This is a genomic window from Paenibacillus sp. J31R98 (genome assembly GCF_056269245.1).
The window spans coordinates 180,878-205,675 of sequence record NZ_JBWDNO010000004.1 but is presented as its reverse complement, the minus strand read 5'-3'; the positions used below and the strand labels follow the sequence as shown (position 1 = coordinate 205,675).

At 50.1% G+C, this 24,798-nt stretch carries 19 protein-coding genes and 1 pseudogene; 5 read left to right on the top strand and 15 right to left on the bottom strand.

Going from position 1 to position 24,798, the window contains the following annotated elements; translation table 11 throughout:
* Positions 1 to 22: 22 nt before the first annotated feature.
* From AC0YNX_RS17310 to AC0YNX_RS17295, 4 genes are all read right to left on the bottom strand, one after another.
* Positions 23 to 3,106, bottom strand: coding sequence for a chitobiase/beta-hexosaminidase C-terminal domain-containing protein (locus AC0YNX_RS17310; protein WP_475816948.1), 3,084 nt, complete (start codon positions 3,104 to 3,106; stop codon positions 23 to 25).
* Positions 3,107 to 3,215: 109 nt separating this feature from the next.
* A complete protein-coding gene (locus AC0YNX_RS17305; RefSeq protein WP_475816947.1) occupies positions 3,216 to 3,857 on the bottom strand; it encodes an Ntn hydrolase family protein in 642 nt (213 codons plus the stop codon).
* A gap of 327 nt (positions 3,858 to 4,184) precedes the next feature.
* Positions 4,185 to 4,553, bottom strand: a complete 369-nt coding sequence (locus tag AC0YNX_RS17300; protein ID WP_475816946.1) for a YhjD family protein — start codon at positions 4,551 to 4,553, stop codon at positions 4,185 to 4,187.
* Between the two features lie 45 nt (positions 4,554 to 4,598).
* Positions 4,599 to 5,453 carry an ATP-dependent DNA ligase gene (locus tag AC0YNX_RS17295; protein ID WP_475816945.1) on the bottom strand — a complete coding sequence of 285 codons (855 nt, stop codon included), beginning with the start codon at positions 5,451 to 5,453 and terminating at the stop codon, positions 4,599 to 4,601.
* A 348-nt stretch (positions 5,454 to 5,801) separates the two neighbouring features.
* On the opposite strand from AC0YNX_RS17295, the pseudogene AC0YNX_RS17290 reads away from it, so the two are divergent.
* Positions 5,802 to 5,888 (top strand): annotated as a pseudogene (locus tag AC0YNX_RS17290) (helix-turn-helix domain-containing protein); the annotation flags it as partial.
* A 114-nt stretch (positions 5,889 to 6,002) separates the two neighbouring features.
* Here AC0YNX_RS17290 and AC0YNX_RS17285 read toward each other — a convergent pair.
* The 3 genes from AC0YNX_RS17285 to AC0YNX_RS17275 form a co-directional block, all read right to left on the bottom strand.
* Complete coding sequence (locus tag AC0YNX_RS17285) at positions 6,003 to 6,389, bottom strand: aspartyl protease family protein (protein WP_475816944.1); 387 nt, start codon at positions 6,387 to 6,389, stop codon at positions 6,003 to 6,005.
* Positions 6,386 to 6,646: a hypothetical protein gene (locus tag AC0YNX_RS17280; protein WP_475816943.1), complete on the bottom strand. Its 261-nt coding sequence runs from the start codon at positions 6,644 to 6,646 to the stop codon at positions 6,386 to 6,388. Before AC0YNX_RS17280 ends, AC0YNX_RS17285 begins: the two co-directional genes overlap by 4 nt.
* Positions 6,647 to 6,770: 124 nt before the next feature.
* Complete coding sequence (locus tag AC0YNX_RS17275) at positions 6,771 to 7,685, bottom strand: phytanoyl-CoA dioxygenase family protein (protein WP_475816942.1); 915 nt, start codon at positions 7,683 to 7,685, stop codon at positions 6,771 to 6,773.
* Between the two features lie 144 nt (positions 7,686 to 7,829).
* Between AC0YNX_RS17275 and AC0YNX_RS17270 the strand changes: the two genes are divergently transcribed.
* Positions 7,830 to 8,681, top strand: a complete 852-nt coding sequence (locus tag AC0YNX_RS17270) for a helix-turn-helix transcriptional regulator (protein ID WP_475816941.1) — start codon at positions 7,830 to 7,832, stop codon at positions 8,679 to 8,681.
* Between the two features lie 91 nt (positions 8,682 to 8,772).
* Here the strand turns inward: AC0YNX_RS17270 and AC0YNX_RS17265 are convergent, their stop codons facing one another.
* Both AC0YNX_RS17265 and AC0YNX_RS17260 read right to left on the bottom strand, forming a co-directional pair.
* A complete protein-coding gene (locus tag AC0YNX_RS17265; protein WP_475816940.1) occupies positions 8,773 to 9,609 on the bottom strand; it encodes a YhcN/YlaJ family sporulation lipoprotein in 837 nt (278 codons plus the stop codon).
* 129 nt (positions 9,610 to 9,738) lie between these two features.
* On the bottom strand, positions 9,739 to 10,719 hold the full coding sequence (locus AC0YNX_RS17260) for an aldo/keto reductase (RefSeq protein WP_475816939.1): 981 nt from the start codon (positions 10,717 to 10,719) through the stop codon (positions 9,739 to 9,741).
* A 430-nt stretch (positions 10,720 to 11,149) separates the two neighbouring features.
* On the opposite strand from AC0YNX_RS17260, the gene AC0YNX_RS17255 reads away from it, so the two are divergent.
* Positions 11,150 to 12,574: a DHA2 family efflux MFS transporter permease subunit gene (locus AC0YNX_RS17255; protein ID WP_475816938.1), complete on the top strand. Its 1,425-nt coding sequence runs from the start codon at positions 11,150 to 11,152 to the stop codon at positions 12,572 to 12,574.
* Between the two features lie 53 nt (positions 12,575 to 12,627).
* Here the strand turns inward: AC0YNX_RS17255 and AC0YNX_RS17250 are convergent, their stop codons facing one another.
* On the bottom strand, positions 12,628 to 13,503 hold the full coding sequence (locus AC0YNX_RS17250; RefSeq protein WP_475816937.1) for a LysR family transcriptional regulator: 876 nt from the start codon (positions 13,501 to 13,503) through the stop codon (positions 12,628 to 12,630).
* A gap of 163 nt (positions 13,504 to 13,666) precedes the next feature.
* Between AC0YNX_RS17250 and AC0YNX_RS17245 the strand changes: the two genes are divergently transcribed.
* Positions 13,667 to 14,458 (top strand): SDR family oxidoreductase, encoded by a 792-nt coding sequence (locus AC0YNX_RS17245; RefSeq protein WP_475816936.1) that lies wholly within the window; start codon positions 13,667 to 13,669, stop codon positions 14,456 to 14,458.
* 21 nt (positions 14,459 to 14,479) lie between these two features.
* Here the strand turns inward: AC0YNX_RS17245 and AC0YNX_RS17240 are convergent, their stop codons facing one another.
* From AC0YNX_RS17240 to AC0YNX_RS17220, 5 genes are all read right to left on the bottom strand, one after another.
* Positions 14,480 to 16,093, bottom strand: a complete 1,614-nt coding sequence (locus AC0YNX_RS17240) for a response regulator transcription factor (protein WP_475816935.1) — start codon at positions 16,091 to 16,093, stop codon at positions 14,480 to 14,482.
* Positions 16,090 to 17,853, bottom strand: coding sequence for a sensor histidine kinase (locus AC0YNX_RS17235; protein WP_475816934.1), 1,764 nt, complete (start codon positions 17,851 to 17,853; stop codon positions 16,090 to 16,092). Before AC0YNX_RS17235 ends, AC0YNX_RS17240 begins: the two co-directional genes overlap by 4 nt.
* A gap of 105 nt (positions 17,854 to 17,958) precedes the next feature.
* Positions 17,959 to 19,557: a type 2 periplasmic-binding domain-containing protein gene (locus tag AC0YNX_RS17230; RefSeq protein ID WP_475816933.1), complete on the bottom strand. Its 1,599-nt coding sequence runs from the start codon at positions 19,555 to 19,557 to the stop codon at positions 17,959 to 17,961.
* A gap of 67 nt (positions 19,558 to 19,624) precedes the next feature.
* Positions 19,625 to 20,500 carry a carbohydrate ABC transporter permease gene (locus tag AC0YNX_RS17225; protein WP_475816932.1) on the bottom strand — a complete coding sequence of 292 codons (876 nt, stop codon included), beginning with the start codon at positions 20,498 to 20,500 and terminating at the stop codon, positions 19,625 to 19,627.
* Between the two features lie 34 nt (positions 20,501 to 20,534).
* Complete coding sequence (locus AC0YNX_RS17220) at positions 20,535 to 21,437, bottom strand: ABC transporter permease (RefSeq protein ID WP_475816931.1); 903 nt, start codon at positions 21,435 to 21,437, stop codon at positions 20,535 to 20,537.
* Positions 21,438 to 21,680: 243 nt separating this feature from the next.
* Here AC0YNX_RS17220 and AC0YNX_RS17215 point away from each other — a divergent pair, with 243 nt between their 5' ends.
* Complete coding sequence (locus AC0YNX_RS17215) at positions 21,681 to 24,794, top strand: glycosyl hydrolase (protein ID WP_475816930.1); 3,114 nt, start codon at positions 21,681 to 21,683, stop codon at positions 24,792 to 24,794.
* The last annotated feature ends 4 nt before the right edge of the window (positions 24,795 to 24,798 follow it).

Genomic DNA, 24,798 nt, shown 5'->3' with positions numbered 1-24,798 from the left:
CTATCCGAGCGTAGGAATGATTCTACAGCGGCAATACTGCGTAATAATCGACGCTCGCGTTCGTTGTCGGAGAACCCGCCTTGCTGTACCGCCATCCAACTTTAGTAGAGCCGCTATACTTTGTAATCTCAGCGGCAGTCAGGGTGTAGTCGATTTTCAAGACATTATCGACGTATACCTTGATATTGCTACCATTACATACCGCCTTGACTGTGTAGTACACATCATTGGTTGTAGTCTGCGAGACATACGACCCCATTGCTGAACCTGTACCGCCGTCATATTTGTAAAGCGTCATGCTGCCGCCAACCATACTGACTAAGATGAAGTTTTGATTATCAATATAGCGAACAATCAGATTGAAACGGCGTGAGTTAGTACCTGTCGCGATACACCCTTTAGCAACATGCGTGACAGCATAGTTCGTAGCGCCGCTTGTGCTTGCCGTTTCGATAGAACCGTCTGTATCTCCAACGTTGTACGCTTCGGTCCCAGTTGTTCCCCATGTACCGCCCGTTCCTACTGGAGTCCAAGATGCACCTAGCGTTGTTGCGGAAGGTGTACGGTTAAAGGTATCCTCGAATATCGGAGGAGCATTAATTGTATATACCGCGCTTTGTGCAGCGCTTTCGTTGCCCGCTGTATCGCGCCCGAAGTAACGAACGGTAGTTGTAGCCCCTACTGAAATCGGTGCACTGTATACCGCGCTCGCCGTTGTAGGTGCTGAGCCGTCCAACGTGTAGTAGATCGTCGCTGCTTCATTTGCTGATAGCGTGACGCTTTGTGTTGTCGTATACGTTCCAGTGGCCGGAGAAATGGACACAGTTGGAGGGGTCGTATCAGTTCCAGGTGGTGTTCCGCCTCCCGCTACCGAACCCGTATAGGCGCTGCTTGTTAAGCTGTAAGTCAGCGTTGTATCTGCCTTTAATCCTGCGAATGCATTAAGTGTTTGATTCGCTGGGGCTCCACCAATACCGACTTTCCCGACAGGCGTCCTACCACCAGAATAATAGTTGGTGTTCGCAAATCGTATACTTGGATTCCAACCAAACGGGTCAAGAATGGATAGCGCTAATGTATACGTTCCGTTCGCAACCGTGTTCGGAATCGTGAAAGAGCCGCTCACGGTATTTACAGCGGGAGGCGTATCGTATTTATCCGTACTGGTATTCCAGTTATCTCCGGGCAACCAAGTACGAATATCCGTTTTAAAGATTCCTTTCCAAGCGACAACCCCACTGCTGTCCAACAGACATGCTTCTACAGGCCAGTCGTAATAGAATGGTGATGACCCTTTATTGGTAACTTTAAACTTAATATTCAGTGTCCCGCCCGAAGTAACGTTGCCTGTATACGTAACTTGACTTAATACATAGCGATAGCCGAGCACTTTCTGCATTACCGTAGCGCCCGCTAAAACCGAAGGATTCGTTTGTGAGTACTCCGCTATCCAACCTAAGCTTGACTGATGTGTTCGCATAATCCAGTCGATGACATAGTTAACATTCAAAGGAATACTTAGGTTTGCATCTGGTGAGCCGCCAAGGTTACTTTGATCTCCCCAGTTGTAAGCAACCTCCCCGCTGTTGATCTGCGTTCGCCAGTTGTTCTTTGCAATTTCGCCATTACCGCTTGAAACATCATTCGGTAAAGCAAAGCTATCCCACATTGTTCCGAAATCAAAAGCTAGGAACGAATTATGCGGGTAACGAATGGTCACTTTTTTATTCTTAAATGCCGCCACAGCCGCATTACCCATAGCTGTTTGAAAGCTAAGGGGAATATGATCTGTTCCGTCAGATAGCTTATCAGGGGAAATATGGTGTTCGCCCCATTTGCCCCATAAACCAAGTTCCACGAAGGCGACTCGCGGATCATTGTCCCACGCTTCTCCAAGCTTCGCGATAAACGCCACAAGACGATTTATCATGGTCGTGTTGCTGGCTTCCCAAGGTTCTGCCACAGTCGAATGAGATATTCCATTCGGCCAATATTCGCCAGAACCCGGTTGCACGATAACTACGCGGGGCACGACTTTGAGATTTCTAGCTTCGATACCTGCCCAAGCCGAACCATTGCTCCAGTCTTTAATCTTTTGAGCAGTGTCAGTTGCGTTGACTTCCAAATCAGTATATTTGATGTAATGTTTGAAAATGGTTGCATATTCATGTGCCTTAAAACTCGTAACATTTACATCGCGTCCGGGTCTAAAACCCATCATTGGATTTCTAAACGATTCCGAAGACTCAGCTAATTGAACTGTAATAGCCGATAGGTCATCTGGAGGTGCGACAACAGTGTCACTTGTTGTTATTGTTACAATATTGCTAGATGTGGAAATATTACCAGCCGCATCTTTCGCTAAGACTTGGAATGTATATGCGGTACTTGCGCTTAATCCTGTTACATTATATTGCGTCCCACTAACCGTAGCTAATTTAGTTACACCTTGATAGACATCATATCCAGTTACCCCTACATTATCGGTCGATGGTGTCCACGATAAAGTAACTGCATTTTCAGTTACATTGGACGAACTAACGGCTGGCGGAGTCGGCGGTGTCGTATCGGCTACTTGTAGAGAGTTCAGTTTCGCCTTATCTGAAGCGCTCATTAACCCCTTTTTGGTTTCTGTTGCTACCTCTGCGTCAGTAACGATTGTTACATCCGATGAACCGTCAAAATCAGGCGTAGAACCAGTTACAAATCCTTCTAGAGTGATCCGCCGTTTCGTCTGCAGTTTCTTCGCTTTATCGACAACGCCGTCATTATTTGTATCATATACAGATTTGGACATATCTCCGCCGGCGTTTCCGTTTCCACTGCCACTGCCGCCGCCGCCGCCGCTATAGCCCCCGCTATTACTCTGTGATAAAGCCGAGGTATTGACAGCTATCGTCCTGTAAGCCTCATACTCTGGAGTTCCTGGTCTATTTGCTGCAGCAATCGCTGCCGATGAATTTTCGACTGGCACGATTAGCAAATCAATCTCTGGAGATGCTGCAATCAATGCTTCAAGGTACGCTGGAATACCAATTGCGAAAACCTCATACTGCTTTAACCCGGCAGTCATGATCGAAGGTCCAACATAAATTTTGTTACCCAATCTATTCACCTCCGCGTTTTTTGTATAGAAAAAGCCCCTCTCTGCAGAGGAGCTTGATTTCCCGAAAAGAAAAAGCACTCCCGAAGGAGTGCTTTTTTAAATAAGCATTCTATTGATATGTAATTGATTTTTTTGCAATAAACTTTACTTCCTTTGGAGTTATCAACAAAGTGTCAATCGAGCCACCTACAGTTGGAAACCTTGGTTCGAACCTCAATTGATCAATTGTAGTGCGTATCAAGTGTCGGGAAAAATCAATGGCATCTTGGATATTCATTATAGCAAACGGAATATCTTTGGCGAAGTTCACCATCAACCTGTTTACTATTTCCGCACCGTCTCCATTTCGAAAGATTCCATATGCCGGTTGTCCTTCCATCACATTTAACCTATCCATTGATTCATTTGAAGTGAGTACACTGTACACAAATGGTTCACTTCCGTCATAACCACCAATAATGAATCCGATCTCTGGAATAGGAGTGAATCTTCTAAAATAGCTGAGTAATGATCTTGCGAAATCCTCAGTAGTAGTCGGCACTTCTTCCGTTTCTAACTCGAATTCTGAAACAAAATGTTCCACTGGCTTTCCAGCCACGTATGCATGGCCACAAGTTGCGACTCCGAACTTATTAAAGAGCGAAAATACTTTGTTTGTCGAATCAGATAACACAAAGTTCGCTCCGGAAGTCCTGCTATCACCAGAAATGATGATTCCCGTCGGAACATAAACAGCGTTAATTAATGTCATGATCTCGGCCCCTCACTAGGTATTAAGTATCATTTTAATAATTCGCCAGTATGGAGGATTTCCCTTCCAATTTGTCGAATATAGATACCTCGGAGGTTGATGGCAGAATGGCATCCCAGAAGAAGCTCAAGCAGATCATTACAGACGGACATGTAAATGGCGGCGATGTTAAACAATAAGAATGTAATGGTTCTATACCATAATGGAGAAATCGCCGATTATGGCGGCCGAATCGAAGAGGCTAGCGAAATCGCTATAAAGATAAATGGAGCATATTACACAAAAGCCGCCTGCCGGTTCTACATCATCCGGTAAGGCGGCTTATTATTATTTGAAAACCTTCGCTATATACGTACCGAACCTCTTCGATATCTCAGACCTTACAAGGCTCCGCAACATTTCAATAACATTCTCATAACCACGGCACCGATATTTGTACTTGAATGCCGATTCACCATGGATGTTGTCAGCATCCATCTTCCACATCTTTATGTCAGCTGCCTTTAGCTTGTTCCGCAAATCTCCCAGATCGGCCATGATAATATCTTGCAGCCGTGTTAGGGAAGCAATATATAATGTTCGCATGGTCATCTTCGATTTTTCCATTTCAAGACGTTGCTTCTCAACCATATCCAGCATAATCGGAAGCAGGCAGCATTCCTTAATCATCACGTATTCTTCTTGAGTACAATTCACGTTCGTTCACCTCAGAATCATTATAAGCGAACAAACGTTCTTAATTCAATAGACAAAATCAACGAACTCCGGCGTCCGGAGCATTCCCTTCTTGGTCCAGTTCCTGGTGCGAACTCGAGCGCGCATTCTTGGCTGCACGTAAACAAAGTTTCGATCCTCGCCAACAATCAGTTTGTTGGCAACTGCGAAGAACGCTTTGCGGTGTGATGCCGGAACAGCAAACTCAATTATACCTACCGGCTTACCGTCTTTCCGAGCGAGCCAGCCGAACTCGTCCTTACGATAACCTGCGATCTCGACTTCAGTGTAAACGTAATTTATAACTTTTATCCAATTCGGCGAGCGCCGTCCGACATATTTGCTGTCTTTACGTTTCGCGACAATCCCCTCAAGCTGCTGCTGTTGAATGACCTGGAACAAATCGTTCCCGCGTTCGCCGATCTGCAGCACGCGTTTGAAGTAATCATTCTCCTCGAGAACTGACTCCAGGAGCGCTCGACGTTCCGTAAGAGGCAATTGACGAACATCGCGGCCGTCAACCTCGAGCACATCAAAGACGAAATATTGTACCGGAAGCCGGCACATTCCCTCCTGAATCATCGACGGCTTCGACATCTGAAATCGTTCCATCACAGATTCGAAGCAAGTCCGTCCAGTTGCCGGATCGACGAAAGCAACCTCACCGTCGAGAATAACACTAGAACAGTTAACCGGCGGAGCATGTAGCTCAGGGTATTTCTGCGTAACCTCATTCTCGTGCCGGGTCCAAAGCTTTAACGAGTTGCCGTCCTTAACCAGGAGCAGCCGGTGACCATCAATCTTCGGTTCGAATACATACCGCGGATCGTCGAAAGGCTCTTCACGCTTCTGAAGAAGCATTGCCTGTGGAGTTGTGTTCATGATGTCATCCTCCCATACGTTCCAATTGTATCATTGACTGATAAATCGGAACCAAGGGAAGTGATGGTATGTCCGTCTGCATGTACGCGTTGTCCAGCTTTCGCATTCGGACGCTAATAACACATGTCTACACGCTCTTCGAGCCTTTTGGAGGAGTGCGGATAGATTTGTCGCTCATTGCGTTTATCTCCTGCTCACGCATCTCAAATAAAGCGCTAGAGCCTGTAATGCTACACATATGGATTGATGGGTTATTAACCCTTACACATATAGTGGGCTTTCGTAGGGCAAAAAAACGGGGGTTCGGAGATAATGAACATAACAATTATTTTACGTGTTTGAGTACGCATTTCCAACGTCATGCAAAAGTTGAACGTTAAAGGTCGTTCACAAGCGGTTGTCGAGCTAATAAAGCTTGGGGAGTTAAAGATTTGACGCAGTCCACCGCATACCTTGCTCAGCCTTCTAGCTCCGACTCCGGTTCTCCGGGGACGAAGCAAGAAGGCTTTTTGACTGCTTGAAAGGGGAGTGATCGAGGAGGGTTGTATACTATGTATATGTAATTTCCATTGTTTCGAAGTCTATTTTAGATCGTGCTTTTATTAAGAAATCAACTCCAAGTATGCATTCAAAACCGTATTGCTCTTGAATAGAGCCTAGTTGGACAGGAAAATCATTCAAAGCAATATGCTCAACTTGAAGCTCCGGGATTAACTGCTCATAGCAAATTTCACTAGTCCCCCCAACTCCATACATACGCTTTGCTTTGCCATTTATAAAATCAATGTAAATACCTATCTGTGCAAGTACGTCGGTATCAAAAACCGTTGCGGCGCAACCTGTATCTAGTAGGACATTTGTTAAAATAATGGACTGACTATTGAGAGTTAAGGTCAAAGATACGACTGGCAATCCATGCTGGAGATTAAGCTTCATTGGCGCTGTCTCACGCCAGAGAAGAATTCCTCCACAACCTCTACGTCACGGCGGCTCGTATGAAATACATAAAGTTCACGTGTCGGATGCAACTTGTGTAAGTGCTTGTACCCGCTCCATGCCTCATGCGGGTTGTCGTAATCCTGTATAACTGCCATATCCTCCAACTGACGCACATGGTCAGCGGAGCTTGCTTTTATCGCCTCAACTAGTACAAAACGACTTGGATGTAGCTCGGTAATATCAACCCATTTCATCGGCTTCACCTCGCTGATTGTAGTATTACAATTATAGCACAGTTGTTCAAGTATGATGGACGCGAGTTCAAACGTAGGACAACATAAAAAAGCCAGCCCCCTCGGGACTGGCTTTTTTCAAATGCTATCTCCGCCAATAATTATTATGCGCATACCGATACTGCTCCGGCTGCTTCGGCTGATGGATCGCGAAGCCACCTTGCGGCTTATATTCGAAAGGGGTTTCGCCTTGTGCGTATGATGCCTGCTTGCGACGTTCAATGCAGTCGTACAGCAAATGCTGCTTGAGTGCAAGATATTCGAGCGTATGCGGACCGAATTCGGCTTCGATCTCGCCAGGGCGGAACTCATAATAGACGGTACGGCGAAGTGGATTGCCGTCTCCTGCAGGAGAGCCGTGCAGCACTTCGATATTGTGCAGGATGACATCGCCCGGCTGCATGGGCACCGGAATCGCATCATCCGTTGAAAAGCCCGGCTGCTTCACGCGTTTATCCGCATCTTCCGCACTCCAGCGGTTCGTGCCCGGGATAACCCAGAGACAGGTTTGCAGATCAGCTTCATCGAGATAGAAATCAACGTTGAAGATCGGACGCGGATCGGTGCAGCCATCTGGAACAGCAGCATCGCGGTGCCATGGCACGATAACGCCTTCATTCGGCGCTTTCAATACCATGGAGTCCCAAGTCGGGATGAAGTTCACGCCTTGCAGCTTCTCGACTGTTCGTAATATAAAAGGATGCCCAAGCAGCACCTTCATCGGGTCACTCTTCTCAATGACATACTCAATGCGGCGCAGGATCGGCTGGCCTGATTTCACTCCAACGCCATACATGAAGTCGGGATCATCCACTTCCTCCGCCATGCCTTGGTCGACGAGCTGCTGCATCTCAGCTTGCACGAGCGCAAGTTCCTCGCCGCGAAGAACATTTCGAATCACAAGAAACCCATTATCAAGAAAGAATTGCGCTTGCTCCTCGGTAATTACATTTTGCACAGCTGCATCAACATGAGGTAGTTTGATATCGATCACACCCATTATCAATCGCTCCCAACCGTGTAATAACTGCTTCACACTTGTAGTATAAGGGAACGCACAGCCCAAGTAAGTAGTTAAAAGTAACAAAGAGGTTGCCGAAATCACACTAATCTGCCATCGTAAGAGATGAAGAGGTGATTATACTTGACCAAGGTTCCTCTGCTCCATCATCCGTTGCCCGAGCATGCGGCAGGGCTTTATTTTCACCCTCCCTATATCACGTTAGCCCATCTATTCCATGCTCCTTCGCAATGGGATATCCAGAGTCGAATGCTGAGCAGCTATCAGCTGCAATACGTCGTAGAAGGGGCTGCTTCGTATACCGTTGAAGGGCAGACCATCATCACACGGCGTGGCGATTTGATCTATCACTCTCCGCAGCAAGTCCATGAAGTTCATACTCTCCCGAGTGAAAAGTACATATGTATCTCGATTCTGTTCGATTTTGGCGAGATCCCCTACCCTGTAGAGGAACTGCTTGGGTCCACAAGGTACCTCGGTAATTTTGCCGGTCATACGATTGAGACGATGCTTACGCAGCTCATTACGCATTATCAGCAGCCCGGACTTGCCCATCATGCCCAGTGCCAAGGCCTACTAATGCGCATTCTTGGCGAATTGTCCGGCTGGAAGCAAGAGCAGGAGACTCGAACAGGGCCTCAGCAGAAAATCAAAACGAAGATGGTCCTCATCCGCAACTATATCGCAAATCATTACCATCAGGACATCCAACATCATGAGCTTGAGCAGTTGTCTGGCCTTAGCCGCAACTATATTATCGTTAAATTTCGCAGCGCATTCGGCATCACTCCGTTCGATTATTTGACGCGAGTGCGCATTGAACGAGCCAAGGAGCTTGCGATTCAGACGAACATGTCCATCAGCGAAATCGCAAATGCGGTGGGCTACTCGGATGTCCATACATTCGGGCGGATGTTCAAGAAGAAGCTCGGAACAAGCTTCAGTCAATTCTGCTCGGCGATTGTAACGGATTGAATGCGAGCGAATAAACGAAAACAACCGATCCGCAATCATGGCGAATCAGTTGTTTTCAATTGGCGAATAGTAAATAAAACAACAATAAGTTCTATCTGCGCGACGGGAAGATACGGTCGACCATCGCATTGAATTCCGCTATGAAGCCTTGGATTGGATGACCGAGCTTCACGTCATTCATATACGAAGTCATGCGGTCGACGAAGTCCGGGTTAGCGGACACGTACACTTCTTTAATTTGCGGCGCCAATTCTCTGACTTCACTTGCAATCCGGGTTTTCAGGTCGCCTGTAACCGCCGAAGAGCTGTTACGCGAGTCCGAATATGGCTGCACACGATTAATCGTTGGCGGCAATGTCCGTGTTGGCGTCGACAGCGGCGCGCTGCGCATGCTGAAGTTTTTGGCCGTCATGTTCGGTGACGAGATTGAGCTTGCGCGCGTTTTGCCTTTGCTGCTCATGCTCATGCTCGTACCGGACGACATAATCTTCATGTATGGACGCTGGTACGCCTGCTGCGTACGACTAAGCGGTGTTGGTGCCGGCGTAACGTTCATCGCCCTTGTCCCTTGATTGTCTTTGAACGAAACCGCAACGTAGGCGTTGTCATCGGTCAGCATAACATACGCTTTATTCACTTCAGGCATTGCTTCGAGCCGTTTGGCAATGGAATCGCTCATCTCCAGACGGTAGTTCTTATGCAGCCCGATAATGTTGTTGCTGTTCAGACGATGGCCGTCCATTCGATTCATCTCATTCTTCTGATCATTGGCAAACCTGGAATGAATGATTCGATTGCCATTCATATCATAAGCTACACTATTGCCCCGGATATTACGGTTACCTAAGTCACCCTGCTTGTCCATGCACCCTGTCAACATCGTCGTCAACATGGCGCCGGCTGCGAGCATTGCAAATTTCCGCTGCATGTGTCTCATCCTCCATTTCATAAGGAGCCGACTTTAGGCGGCCCGGTTATAGCGTTAACCGGACGGAGACACGCTATGCTGACAAGTTTTTAGGTTAAGTTGCGCCTTTTTGCCTGATGGCAGCTGTCCTTACAGCGCACCTACGACTCGATGGGGAACGTAAAGCTCTTCAAGGTATGCAATTTCATCCGGTGTCATCTTTAAGGCAAGCGAGCCAATCGTCTCTTCAAGCTGGGCAATGCTAGTCACGCCGATAATGGGAGCTGTCACAGGCTCCTTCTGCAGCAGCCAAGCAAGCGCGATATGTACACGAGGAACGCCGCGCTTCTCTGCGATTGCAGCAACCCGATCGATGATGACTCGGTCAGTCTCTGCAGCCCCGTCATATTTCATCTTCTGTGCTTGATCCGTTTCGGAACGGTACGTCGTTACAGACGCATCACGAACCAATCGGCCTGAGGCAAGCGGGCTATATGGGATCACGCCGATCTTCTCTTCCCTGCAGAGGGGCATCATCTCCCGCTCCTCTTCACGGTACATGAGGTTCATATGGTTTTGCATCGCGACAAATCGCGTCCAACCGTTCTGCTGCGCAACATGCAGCGCCTTCTGAAACTGCCATGCATACATGGCGGAAGCCCCGATATATCTAGCTTTTCCCGCCTTCACGACATCATGCAGAGCTTCCATCGTTTCTTCGATGGGTGTATTGTAGTCCCAGCGGTGAATTTGGTACAAATCCACATAATCGGTCCCGAGCCGCTTCAGACTTGCATCAATTTGACTCATAATCGCTTTGCGCGAAAGACCTGCGCCGTTCGGTCCTTCATGCATGCGGAAGAACACTTTAGTCGCAATGACGATCTCATCCCGATTGGCGTAGTCCTTCAGTGCTCGTCCAACAATCTCCTCGCTTGATCCGGTGCCATACACATTCGCCGTGTCAAAGAAATTAATGCCGAGATCGAGTGCCCTCTTAATGACCGGTCGACTATTCTCTTCATTAAGCACCCACGGATGATTCCACCGCTCAGCTACGCCAAAGCTCATACAGCCAAGGCATAGACGAGAAACATCCAAGCCGGTATTGCCAAGTTTCACATATTCCATTCGATATGTCCCCACTTTCATATTTTCACCTTTTCTTTGATAACCATCCTTGACCATTACTTATTTTCTTCTTACCCAAATCATGCTTAATACTCTCATAGTGATTATGAGCTTTCTGTGATTACATCCGTTTCATTATTCTCATTCATTATGACAATATGACAAACGATGCAAAATGGGTTAATTAAGTTCTGTTGAAGATGACCTTCCGTATTGAAGAATTTACTTCCTTCCTTCTCTAGACGAATGAGAAGCTCCTCGATATACTTTATCAAGAAAGGAAGTGACCCGGTCTATGTACCAGCTCATCATTCAATCGCTTGAACAACCCCATTCTAATAAAAAATGGGCCTCAAGCGAATAAGCTACAATCTAATTGAATTGCGGATTCGCTTTTTCCTTGAGGTACCACCTGGAGGAGAAAGAAAAAATGAATCAATATACGCGGAAATGGCCGGTTATGCTGGCCGTACTGCTTGGAACGTTTACAGTTATCTTAAATACTAGTCTGCTTAATCCGGCCTTGCCTTCTTTTGCAGAACAATTCAAAGCCGATGAATTAAGCGTCAGTTGGATTATAAATATATATGTATTGGTAATGGGACTTACTCTTCCGTTAACCGGATTTTTCAGCAAGCGTTTCGGTTCGAAGAAGGTATATCTGGCCGGCCTGATCCTGTTTCTGATAGGTTCTGCCGCCGCTGCAGTGGCAGGGAATTTGGCGACACTAATCATTTGCCGGGCGCTGCAAGGCTTTGGTGCAGGTCTGTTGACGCCATTATCGATTACGCTTATTTTTGCCTCTGTACCCGCTGAGGAAAGAGGGATGGCAACGGGAATTTGGGGTGTTGTAAGTATGCTGGCCCCAACAATGGGTCCCACTCTGGGCGGATGGTTAATCGACCATGGAGATCCCCGGCTGTTATTTCTTATTAACCTTCCTACAGGCGTGCTCGGATTGATATTAGGGGTCTTGTTTCTTAAATCCGAATCCAAGGCGGAAGGTCAGGCAGATCCCTTTGATGCAAAAGGTTATCTGTATCTTTCATCCGGAATCGGATTATCATTGTTTGCCCTTGGTGCTATGAATTCCATTGATCGTGCAACAAGCCCGTTCCACTGGGGCTTATTGGCGGTAGGACTTTGCTTTATTCTGCTGTTTATTAAGGGACGGCGAAGTGGCTCTCAGTCCTTATTGGATTTATCCCTGCTTAGAATCCGGCAATTTCGGATCGGAACGATCGTTACTACGTTAACAGCCGTTGGCTACTATATGTCGTTCTTTCTGGTCCCGATCGTCATTCAGAATGTGTATCACTTGAGTGCCACATACACTGGAATTTTGTTTATTCCCGATTCCATAATGACGGGGATCTTCATGCTGGTCGGAGGCAAAATACTTGATCGCAAAGGTGCCCGGCATGTCGTAGCCTGGGGCATTGGTATAACCGGAGTAACGACATTACTGCTAGGGTGTTTAACTTCGCATACGCCATTCTGGTATGTGGCTCTAATAATGGCCATACGCGGAGCGGGCTTCGGGCTGTCCAGTATTCCTGCTACTACGGCCGGAATGAGCGCCCTGCCAGAGAATCGCCTGGTTGAGGGATCAGTGCTGAACGATTTGATTGAGCAGCTGACCTCTTCTGTAGCCATCGTCATAAGTTTACTTGCTTTTGTCATATGGAAAGACATTATCCTCTCGGCTGGGCATCTATCCGTAGAATCGGCCAACTTGAAGGTATCTAATGTTTTATTTGTTTCCCTCAGCGTTGTCATATTTATCGTTCTTGCCGTTTGGTGGTTTACGTTCGGTAAAACAACAGTAGCGGAAGCGAGACCAGAAACAGAATAACGAAATAATCGCCAGATGAATGCTGTACTTCCGCATTCGTCTGGCGATTTTTATTAGATAACTCTCTCTTTAATATATTCGACAAACCGTTCGGTTGCAGGTGACAGAAAACGTTCCTTCTTTACATGCAAGCCCACCTCCCAGCGCCATCCCTCTTCTTCAATAGGAATCCACCTGAGGCCATCAAGGTTTAAGCCAGCCGTCTTCGGTAGCACCGATATTCCAAGCCCCGCTGCTACAAAGCCTGCTACCGTCTGAAGATCCTCAGCATCGTGGCTGGAATGAAGCGAGAAATTGGCGTGATGGACTCTAGCCAGCAGCGAATTTTTCAAATTGCAATTATGCTTCAGCCCTACGAACGGCTCCCCGCTAATTTCGCTTAAACTTACCGCAGCATGATTAGCTAAGCGATGCTCTTCGGAGACAACGAGATAAAGAGGGAGCGACAACATCGGCACCCATGCGAATGTATCATTAATGGGCATCTCCGAAGTAATCATCAAGTCCGAATATCCTTCTTCAACCCGATTAAGAATCGTCCCCTTGTCACCTTGCGTTAGTTCAAAGTTGATAGCCGGGTTCAGTCTCTGATAATCGCGTATGAGATTCGGTATGAGGTCGACGCCGAGAATATTTAAATAGGCAAGATGGATCACGCCGGAATCCGGATTGGAATGTTCTTCGATTTCTTTCTTCCCACGCTGTACTTCTTGCAGAATCTTCTCCACATGTTTCGAGAACATCAAGCCATATCGATTGATTTTCAGATTTCGTCCCTTACGCTCGAACAGAGGAACGCCAAGTTCCGACTCCAATTTCAGTATCGAATGACTTAATGCTGGTTGAGTAATGGCTAACTCTTCAGCTGCCTTAGTCAAGTGCTCCATTTGTGCAACTTTCGAAAAATATTCCAATTGGGTAAGTTCCATCGCATGTCACCTTCTACACTCGCAGTCAAATTAGAAAATCAGCTTACATGCATAATATTAATGATTTATATGAAATTAATCAATTAGACGCATGAGCGAATTGGACATATGCTTACTAAGCGACAAAGCTTCGATACAACACGATGACTAGGAGGAAATGATAATGAAGTTCGCTTCGTATGAGCGTGAGTTCCAAGGAAAGAGAGCATTGGTGACCGGAGGCACGCAAGGAATGGGTTATGCGATTGTGAAACGTCTGGTCGAGGCAGGGGCAACCGTGCTCACGACAGCGCGCACGATTCCTATCGATTATGATATTTCCGGCGTTCACTTTGTTCAAGCGGATATCGCCAAGCCGGAAGGAACTGCTGCACTTGTTCACGCTGTGAAAGAGAGACTTGGTGGCATCGACATCCTCATTAATACGGTCGGCGGGTCTTCAACCCCTGCCGGAGGCGCATTAGCCTTGACCGAGGAGGACTGGCTGGATACATTGAACCAGAATCTTCTTGGCTCCGTACGGCTAGACAGAGAACTATTGCCGATGATGGTGGAGCAAGGCAAGGGAGCCATTATCCACGTGAGCTCCATTCAGAGAAAGCTGCCGTTGTACGAGTCAACCTTAGCCTACGCGGCGGCTAAAGCAGCGTTAACCACTTACAGCAAAGGCTTGTCCAACGAATTTGCGCCAAAAGGGATTCGTATCAATACGATCGCGCCAGGGTTCATTCAGACCGAAGCCGCTGATCGCATGATCGATCGGCTAGCAGTTGTAGAGGGAAGCCGCGAGGCTGCGCTTCAAGGCTTAATGAATTCCCTCGGCGGCATTCCGATCGGCCGTCCGGGTCTACCGGAGGAAGTCGCGGAGCTCGCGGCATTCCTGGTATCCGACCGGGCCGGATCAATTACGGGAAGCGAGTATGTCATCGACGGCGGTACAGTTCCGACTGTTTAATCGTTTGGTTCCGCGCCGCGCTTATCTCTTCCGTTTCGATTTCAAGTACTTTTGCGGAGATTCTCCCATCACTTTCTTGAACAGGGTGCAGAAATACTTCTCCGTCTGGATGCCCACAGCTTGCGCCAGCTCCAGGTTGCTGTATTCCTTGGGGCTGGCCATCAGCTTGACCGCCTTTTCGATGCGAAGGCGGTTGACGTAATCGATGAAGTTCTCGCCAAGTTCTTTCTTGAACAGCTCGCTGACGTAATTCGCGTTCATCCGGACATGCTCCGCGACGATACCGAGCGACAGCGGTTCGGCTAAGTAGCTCTGGATGTACTGGACGGCTTTCTGGATTTCCGGATGGACGCCGAGCGCTTGCTGTTTCCCTAGTACGTCCATCCACTCTTTCTCCGCCCAGCTCTTCAAGGTATCAAGCTGCCATACTCCCGTTTCCGCTCCCATGAAACCCCCAATTGAATTCGCGCCAGCCGAACCTGGAAGCTTGCGCCGCGCTGCATCCATGAACATCTTGGTTTCTTCCAAGGCGATGCGTGGCTCGACCTTGCGCTTCTTAAGCGACTCCAGCAAGCTCCGCAGCTCCTCTCCAGTCTCGAAAACCGACATCGGAGAGAGGTTCGCCGACAACGTCAGGAGCTTCCCTCGGAAAGCTGCTTCGTCTTCTGGCGCATACTTCAGTCTGCCCGCCGGCGTGACGACGGCACCGGGCCCGATGTAGAATGCATCCCGCAGCGCTTGGTCCGCAAGGCGGCAAGCCGTGCCCGCGTTGTCCCAACCGTCGTACATGGGACTGCATCCGACGGAGAACAGCAGCTTCAAATAATCTCGAAGATTATCCCGAATCTCCATCGCCGTCTGGTACATTCGTTGCTCAAGCGCATAGGCGCTCTTCTCTTTCATGGAGACGAATGCGGCGAACGAATCCGCTTCAAGCTCGCAGGCGAAGCCTGCACCCGCGCGGTTGACCGTCTCCTCAATGATGTTATAAGCACCGTATTTCAGCTTCCTCTGATCACCGGCGTCATACGTTTCCTTGAAGCGACCATAGTCGTCGAACCGAATGCGGTAACAGCAATATTGGACGGGCGAGAACGAGGTAAGGATCTCCTCGGCGCTAAAGCCTTTGCGGCTATTCGGTTCTCCGCGCAGCGCCTCTTCGACGAGCTGCTTGCGAATGCGTTGGACGTTCTCCTTGAAGGCGACATGCATATTGTGGAATTGCCGCTCCTTCTCCTGCCGCTGCAGCATTCTAGCACTCGCTTTCTCCAGGGAGGCGAGAAGCTCCGATTCCTTGAGAGGAATTTTCACGAGATAGTCCGATACGTTATGAGCAATCGCTTGCTTCGCGTATGTAAAATCGGAATAGGCACTTAGGATAATGAACTCCGTCTCCGGAAGCCGCGGCTTCAACGCCTCGATCAGCTCAATACCGTTCATTTCGGGCATGACCATGTCTGTGATGACGATATCGGGCTTGATTCGCAGCGCAAGCTCAAGCGCTTCCCGGCTCGAACAGCTCTGTCCCGCAAGCGTGAACGGCGCGCCCTGGCTTTTCCATCTATCGAAGAATCCGGCCACCCGGTTTACGATCGGCGGTTCGTCGTCCACGATCAGACATGTGAATTTCCTCATGCGTCCTCTCCTCCCTTCTGCCCTTCATCTGTATCCGTTATAGCGGGAAAAGACATCCGTACCCGCGTGCCGACGCCGGTCTCGCTGTGCACGTCCACTCCGTACTCCATGCCGTAATGCAGCCTTATGCGCTGATGAATGTTATATAAGCCGATTCTTTTTCGCCCTTGAGGATGAATCGCTTTCGGGTTTGCATACGGCTGAAGCAGAGCTTCCCGCTTTTCTTCCGGTATGCCGTAGCCTTGGTCGGACACGTCAACGAAGATCGAATCGCCTTCGCGCCGCGCTTCGATCCGGATTCCGCCCGCCTTTCGCCCGCCGCTGTATCCGTGGAAGATGCTGTTCTCGACAATCGGCTGCAGGATCATTTTCAATACGGGAATAGAACGCAGCTCCAGGTCGACGTCCACCTCGAGGTCGAACACGCAATCGTACCGCTTGTTCTGGATATATAGATAGCCCTCGATATTTCTGAGTTCGTCCTCGAGCGCGACCTTCTCCGAGAAATCGGTAATGCCGTATTCCAGTATTCGGATAAGCTCTTCGATCATGCGATCCACCTCTTCGGGTTTGCCTAAGGCGACCGCGTTGCTGATGGAACCTAGCGTGTTATATAAAAAGTGCGGGTTGATCTGTGATTGCAGCACTTGAATTTCCATTTCCTTCTTGAATTGCTCCGTCCGGTTCAGGTCGGTGATGAGCAGCCGGATTCGCGACAGCATCTCGTCAAAGGACAAGGCTAGCTCGCCGAACTCGTCCTTCCTTGCATGGCTGACCTTGACGCCGAGATCGCCGCCTCGGACAAGCTCCATCTTGCGGGTCAGATATTGGACGGGAACGCGGATATACCTCGAGATGAAGTAAGCTAACGCAAGTGATAGCACTGCGCCTAGCGCCAGCAAATTCACGAAATACTTGTCAATTTGCTGCAATGATTGCCGCGTCTGCGTCTCGTTGACGATCGCTAATACGACCCACCGGTATTGCGGGATGATGGCTTTAAGCAGCGTCATCGGCTGACCGTCTACATCGAGGCGAAGGACGTCGTCGTTGGCGATGACGAGCTCCCTCGACGAGTAGCTCCCGATTCGAAGCGACTGATCCACGTTCCTCGCGGACGACACGTCGACCGGCATCGCGATGACGTTTCCTTTCAAGTCGAGAATGGCCAGACTCAGCTCTGTGCTATCGCTGATTTCGGCCAGCTTTCGCTCCAAAGCGAAGAGGTTGAGATCCATCGCCAGCACGACCTTCTTATTCAGAAGCGTCAGAGGCAGCACGAACGTCACCGTCCAGCCGGAGGTTGACGATTTGTAGAGCGGCGAAATCGTGACCGAATACGGCTTGGCGTATGCCGAATCATATATGGCTTTCCGTTCCGGGGACGGCGCGCTGAATGCCTGAGAGACGACCGAGCCTCCGACGACGGATAAATCCGGCTTGAGCAAATAGAGATCCGAGAGCACGGTTGCATTCATGTCGTAGAATCGGCCGAGCATCGCTTGCGCATCTTCCTCGCTGTGGATGGACGAAGTCAGAGAAGAAGATAACGACGTTAGTGTGTTCTGGAACAATAGGAAATACGTATCTAAATACTGCTGCTCCTTGATCATGAGCATTCTCGCATTTTCCAGCTTGCTCTCGGTGATTTCGTTCTTGATATAGCGATATGCGAGCGCGTCGAGAATCGAAGCCGTAAGCATGACGAACGCGAAGATTACGATGAACAGCTTGAAGGACACGCTATAGAACCACTTCATGGAGTTGCACCGCCCGTTGACTTAGTTGTGATGGATTTTGAGAGTTAGGGGAAGAACAGGCAAAAAAGGAGAGTCGGACTCCCCTTTTTTCGCTGGCGCTATTCGTTATTGCAGAACGCCTTCCGTCTTCAATTGGTTCGTGTAGTTTGCAATAGCATCATTAAGCTTGAACTTGTCTTGCAGCGTCTTGACGTAAGAATCGAAGGTATCCAAGCTTTCTTTGCCGGTAATGAACGCAAGCAGCGTGGAATTGACATATTTCAGACGATCCTGCGCCAGCGTGTCGGTCGCTTCATCGAACACGCGCGGATTGATGTTGTTGTCGCGCAGGTAGCCGTTGTTCAGCTGCTGGTTCGCGTTCGTCACATCCGGGTTTTTGAAATCGAAATAGACAGGATCGTTCGCCTTGCGGACAAACGCGTAGTTGTATCTCCACTCGATTTCTTTCTCGTTGTACGTCGACTTGTCCACGAGCTTAGGCTTGCCATCCGTAACGTTCCACGTTTTGCCTTCGATGCCGTAGGCTAACGATTTGTAAGCCTCGGTATTGGTATAGAAATATTGGAGGAGCTTAATGGCGCGAGTGGCTTTGTCCTTATCCTTGAGCGCTTCCTTGGAAATACCCCACATGCTCGACTGGAACGGCTTCGTATCCAGAATTTGATCACCGCTTGGTCCTTTCGGCGGCGCAATGATCTTCCAATCCGGCGTAGATCCGCCGATATCCTTCATCTTCTGCAGATCAGCCGGCTCCGCCCTTCTCCAGTCCTCGATCATGATGCCAACCTTGCCTTGGTACATCTTTTGATCGCGTTTGGTTCCATCGTCAATTGTGACCCAGTCGGGATCGACGACTTTGGCATCGATCATTTCCTTAATGTACGCTAGAGCATCCTTCAGACGAGGATCCGCATTGTATGCGATGACTTTGCCGTCTTTCACGTCGACGTAATTCGGCTGCACGCCAAACATCCAGAAAATTTGCTGAAAGCCATTCGCTCCGGCCAAGCTGTAGCCGAGAGAGCCGTCCTTCGGCAGCATGCCGATGAAGCCGTACGTGTCATCCTTGCCATTGCCGTCCGGATCATCGAAAGTGAAGGCTTTCATAACCTTCATCAATTCTTCCGCGTTCGTCGGCGCCTGCAGGTTCAGCTTCTTGAGCCAATCATTGTTGATCCACCAGCCATTGGTGCCGCCGACCGGTTCCACGCCTGGCACTCCGATCGTCACGCCTTTATATTTCATCGGTTCCCAGCGGGTCGCGTCGAAAGCGCCTGCCAATTCCGGCGTCTCTTTCAACAGATCATCGAGATTGGCGAGCAAGCCTTGATCGTAATATTTGATCGCAGACGCCCGATCCGGAAATCCGATAATGTCGGGAATTTGATTGGAGGAGATCAGGACGTTGAGCTTGTCTTTCCAGTTTTCCCCGCCGAGAACGGTTTCCAGATCGATGTTGTTGTCTTTTTCGATCAATTGGCGAATTGGATCCTTCTCGAGCTGCGGCATCGGGCTTGTCTGCCTGTACCCGAGAGAGTTGAAGAAATCGATTTTGACGGTCTTGTCCGACTGACCATTCGCGGTATTGGCGCCGTTCGCCTTGGAATCGTTCGAATTCGAATTGCTCGATCCGCATCCTGTCAGAACGAACATGGCAGTAAGAATGACCGCCGCCGTCTGTTTAGCATACTTCCCCTTCAACATACGAATTGCACTCCCTTTTTTATAATTTTATTGTATATGAAGAGTTTCCTCAACATACCGGAATCAATTATCCCTTCACGGCGCCGAGCAAGATGCCCCGCGTGAAATGCTTCTGAATGAAGGGATACACAAACAGGATCGGAAGCGTCGATACGACGACCGCGGCCATCTGCATGGAGATAGGATTGACAATGTCAGCCGCGTCTGCCGCGGCGTCTCCGGTCGAAGCGACCGCTGCCGTCAATATGTTCCTTAAGTACAGCTGCAGCGGATATTTGCTCGAGTCGAATATATACAGGACAGCATCGAAGAAGCTGTTCCAGTGGTACACCATGTAGAACAATCCGACTGTCGCAATAATCGGCATCGACAACGGGAGCACGATGCGGAACAAGATCGAGAGCTCGCCCGCTCCATCGATTTTGGCGGCTTCGTCCAGCGCTTCGGGCAATTGCTCGAAGAAGCTTTTCATAATGAGCAAGTAAAAGGCGTTGATGAGCGTCGGAACGACGAGCGCCCATACCGAGTTCAGCAATCCGAACTCCTTGACGACGAGGTATTGCGGGATGATGCCCCCGTTGAACATCATCGTGAAGACGATGATCATGAGGAAGGCTGATCTGCCGGGCAGCGATTTGCGGGACAAGGGAAGCGCCGTAATGATAGTGAAGAATAGATTGATCGCCGTGCCGACGATTGCTCGGAACAGGCTCACTTTATAGGCGTTATACACGGCGTCCCCGGCTAATAGCTGTTTGTAAGCGAACCACGTGACGTTGCGCGGAATAAACACGAGGCCGTGCTGCCGGATCACTTCACTCACAGGGGTCAAGGAGACACTGATGACGTAGAAAAAAGGGATGATGCACGAGAGAGCGAGCAGCGCCAGCAAGGTATAATTGATGGCTTGGCCCACGATTTCTCCAGCGGATAGCGCTTTCATATTGTTGCTCCTTTCTGTATGCAAGGGTTCGAGTTCACCAGATTTGGCCGTCGAACCGCTTCGCCAATTTGTTCGCGTACAGGACGAGAACGAAGCCAATAATCGATTTGAACATTCCGACAGCCGTCGCCAGCCCGATTCGCAGCTCCTGAATGCCTACGTGGTACACCCACGTTTCGATGACATCGGATTTATCCTGGTTAAGCGCGTTGGACATCATGAACACTTGATCGAACCCGACGTCCAGTATCGTGCTCAGGCGCAGCACGAACATCAGTATGATGACGTTACGAATGCCCGGCAGCGTGATGTTCAGCATTTGCTTGAACCGGGATGCGCCGTCTACCTTGGCCGCTTCATACAGGCTCGGGTCGATGCCCGTCAAGGCGGCCATGTAGATGATCGCGCCCCAGCCGACGCTTTGCCAGACGTCGCTTGAGACGAGCAAGGTCCGGATCCAATCGGATTCTGTCAGGAATGAAATGGGCGTGAAGCCATTCTCCTTGAGCAGCTGATTGACGACCCCGTCACCGGGCGACAAGAAGGCGAGCATCAAGCCGTAAATAACGACCCAGGACAGAAAATGGGGCAAATACGTCAGCGTTTGAACGGCTTTCTTGAACCATTTGACCCTGACCTCGTTCAGCATCAGAGCCAGCAAGATGGGAGCCGGGAACACGAATACGAGCTTGTACAAGGAGATGAGCAAGGTGTTCGAGAGAATTTGGCCGAAGTATACGCCTTCGAAAAACTCGCGGAAATTGCCAAGGCCGATCCAAGGGCTGCCTTGGATGCCTCCTACGATGCTGACTTGCTTGAACGCCGCGATAAGATAGAGCATCGGGATGTACTTGAACATCGCGAAATAGAGGAGGCCCGGGATGAGCAAAGCGTACATCACTTTATGTTTTTTCAGATTTCGGATTACCAACGTCACGCGTCTTGCTCCTTTCCACCGCTTAGGTTGCTCTTGCATTGTAAGGCCTGCAAGGGGGTGTGTTTTTCCCCGATTTTCAGCCGTTATTCCCGATAATACGGACGATTGCCGCGCTCAGTGCGAACGCCGCAAGGTTCCGAATTTATTGGAACAAATGCCGTAAATCCAAGCCGAACGCCTCTCTTTCGCGCTGGTATAATAGATCATTATTTTCAAGTATTCGCATGGAAAGGGGAGCTATAGTTGTTTAATCGAAGCTTGTTTGTAAGTCCTCCCGCTGAGAACCGCAGCGTGCCGTTATGGTCTTGGAACGATCGGCTCGAAGAGAACGAAATTCGGCGGCAAGTCCGCCTGATGAACGAAGCCGGAATTGGAGGATTCGTTATGCATGCTCGCTCCGGCCTGCGCTCGCCATATATGAATGAAGAATGGATGAACGCGATTGAAGCTGCGTCGGACGAAGCCGCCCTCCACGGCATGGAGGCGTGGTGCTACGACGAGAACGGCTGGCCCAGTGGAACAGCGGACGGCGTCGTTCCCGCGCTCGGCGACGAGTATCGACAGCAATGGCTGAGCTGCCGCTGGCTTAATGGAGAGGAAAGTATCGGCGGGGACGAGGACACGCACGCTGACGGATCAGTGCGATTGCTCACCGTACTGACGAAGATGGATGATCGATGGGTAACCGCTGATGACGCTGGCTTAACGGGGCGCCGGCTCGCCATATACGTGCACGAAAATCCCTATTACGTGGATATCCTGAATCCGAAAGTCATCGAAGCGTTTATCGAGGCTTGCCATGCCCGCTACGAAGCAAAGTTCGGCTGGAATTTCGGCCAGACGCTGAAGGGGATCTTTACGGACGAGTTCAAATTCCACACCGTTCCGTGGTCCTCCGGTCTACAAGACGAGTATTCGCGGCGATACGGACGCGAGCTGCTTCATGACTTGCCTTATGTGCTAACCGGTTCTGCCGGTGATAAGAAGGAAGCTTTCGCCGCGCGATACCGATTCTGGAAAATGGTCAGTGCCTTGTTCGAGAACAGCGTGAAATTAGTCGGCGATTGGTGCCGGGAACGCGGATGGCAATTGACCGGGCACATTATGGGCGAGGATGACCTCGTTGAACAGATGAAGCACTCTGCGGGAGTCATGCCGTTATATTCGCATATGGACATTCCCGGCATCGACTACCTCGGGCGAGAGGCGAAGTCTCCCCTGCTGCCGAAGCAATTGTCATCCGCCGCGAGACAGACGGGCAAGCGGTTCGCGCTTACGGAAACGTTCGGCTGCGGAGGCTGGAATCTGACTTTCGCGGAGATGAAGCGGATCGGGGAATGGCAATTCGTTCATGGCGTCAATCGGCTATGCCCCCACCTCCAAGGCTATTCCATGCAAGGCGTTCGCAAAAGGGACTACCCTCCTTCCATCTTCGTGCAGCAGCCATGGTGGGAGGAATACGGCTCCTTCGAAACGTATTTCGCCAGGCTGTCGTATCTGCTGTCGTTGGGATCGTCCGCTGCTGATGTGCTCGTCGTGCATCCGATGCGTTCAGCGTGGCTGCTCTACGAACCGGACGACGTATCCGCAGTTCGTGCGCTCTCGAACGGGCTCGACGAGGCGATCAGCCGCTTGCTGGAAGCCGCGATCGATTTCGATCTCGGCGACGAGAGCATCATCGCCGCATCGGGCGCTGTATCGGGCAATCGGCTGAGTGTCGGACAGGCCGAATATCGCGCCGTAATCTTGCCCGGATTGAGCGGTATCAGCGAATCGACGTGGAGACTCTTGAAGGCTCTCGTCGATGGCGGCGGCAAGCTGATCATCTTGGGAGAAGCACCTGCCTATCTGTCCGGGATGACGAATACCGGAATGGATGCCTTCTTCTCCCGCGATGACATTATTCGTTGCCGGACCGCGGCCAATGCTGTCTCAGAGTTGTCAGCTGACGGAAGTGCGGAATCATTCTCGCCGGGCGGCGGGCACGAAGGGTTGTTCCGCTGCAAGAGAACTTGGCCTGACGGAGAGCTTCAGTATTGGGTGAACTCAGGGTCGGAAGAAGCAATCGTCCTCCTGAACGGCGAAGCTCAGGAGGATTGGCTCGAAGTGGACGTGCTTGGAGGAACATTAACTTCTCTGTGCGCCCCGAAGGACGCCAGGATCGTTCTCTCTCCCGGCGAGTCAAAGGTTTGGATTCGCGCAGCGGCGTGTATCGTCGACGCGGACGCGGACGGAGAAACATGCGAGAAGCATCGTGACATCCGATCAAGCGACCATGCCTCCGAATCGAAAGCAGTGATGTCGCTTGATGATACGCTCTGGTCCTGCGAGCGATCCGAGCCGAACGTGCTCACGCTCGATTACGCCAAGCATCGAATCGGTGACGCTCCTTGGTCGGAGAAACCCGAATACGTATTAAAGATCCAGGAGCGCTGTATCTCGAGGAAAGAGCCCGTTCCCGTGGAATTGATCTATGAATTCCAAGCGGACGATAAGGCATGGGATTCGGGCGTTGGCGTGCCGGACTTGCAGCTCGCGATGGAAGATCGAGATGGCTGGGACGTCCGTGTGAACGGCTCCCCACTTCCTGAGGAACCCGTTGGCACTTATCGTGACCATGCGATCCGAACTTACGATATCGGAGGGCTCGCGAGGAAAGGCTTGAATGTCATCCGCATGTCGCGCCTCTTTGCCTGCAACGAGGACGTCTACCGGTTCTTCGGCAATGCAGACGCGCTGCTCGCTCCTATTCGCAACAAGCTCGTCTTCGACACCGAAATCGAAAGCATCTATGTGCTCGGTTCGTTTGGCATTAAACCTAAGAAGCTTGCAGGTGAGGGCGGGGATACACTGCGCGTCGAAGGTCCCTTCACGCTGACCGCCGTCAATCCGGAAGCTAGTCCGCGGGACGTCACCACGACAGGAAATTGGTTCTATTCCGGGACAATCAAGCTATCAAGAACGGTCCGATTGAGCGAGGAGCTAGTTAGCCTTCTGAAGAGAGACGACGCCCGATTGATCCTGCGATGGGATCGAATGACCTTCCCAACGTGCCGGGTCTTCGCGGAAGGAGCTCCTTCGCGCGCTTTTCCTTGGGGACCTTACGTGTGCGACCTGACCGAAGCGTTCGACGCGGATAACGGAGAAATCAGACTTGTGCTCGAAGGCTATGAGTCCTGCCGGAACGTATTCGGTCCGCATCATCACGTCAAAGGCGAAGTGACGTTCGTCGGGCCGACGAGCTTCACCGATCGGATCGGATGGGTAGATGCCGGGGCGACCGCTATATGGACGGATGCCTATTCGTTCTTGAAATACGGCTGGAGCAACTTAAGGATCGAAGCGGTGACGCTCTAAAACT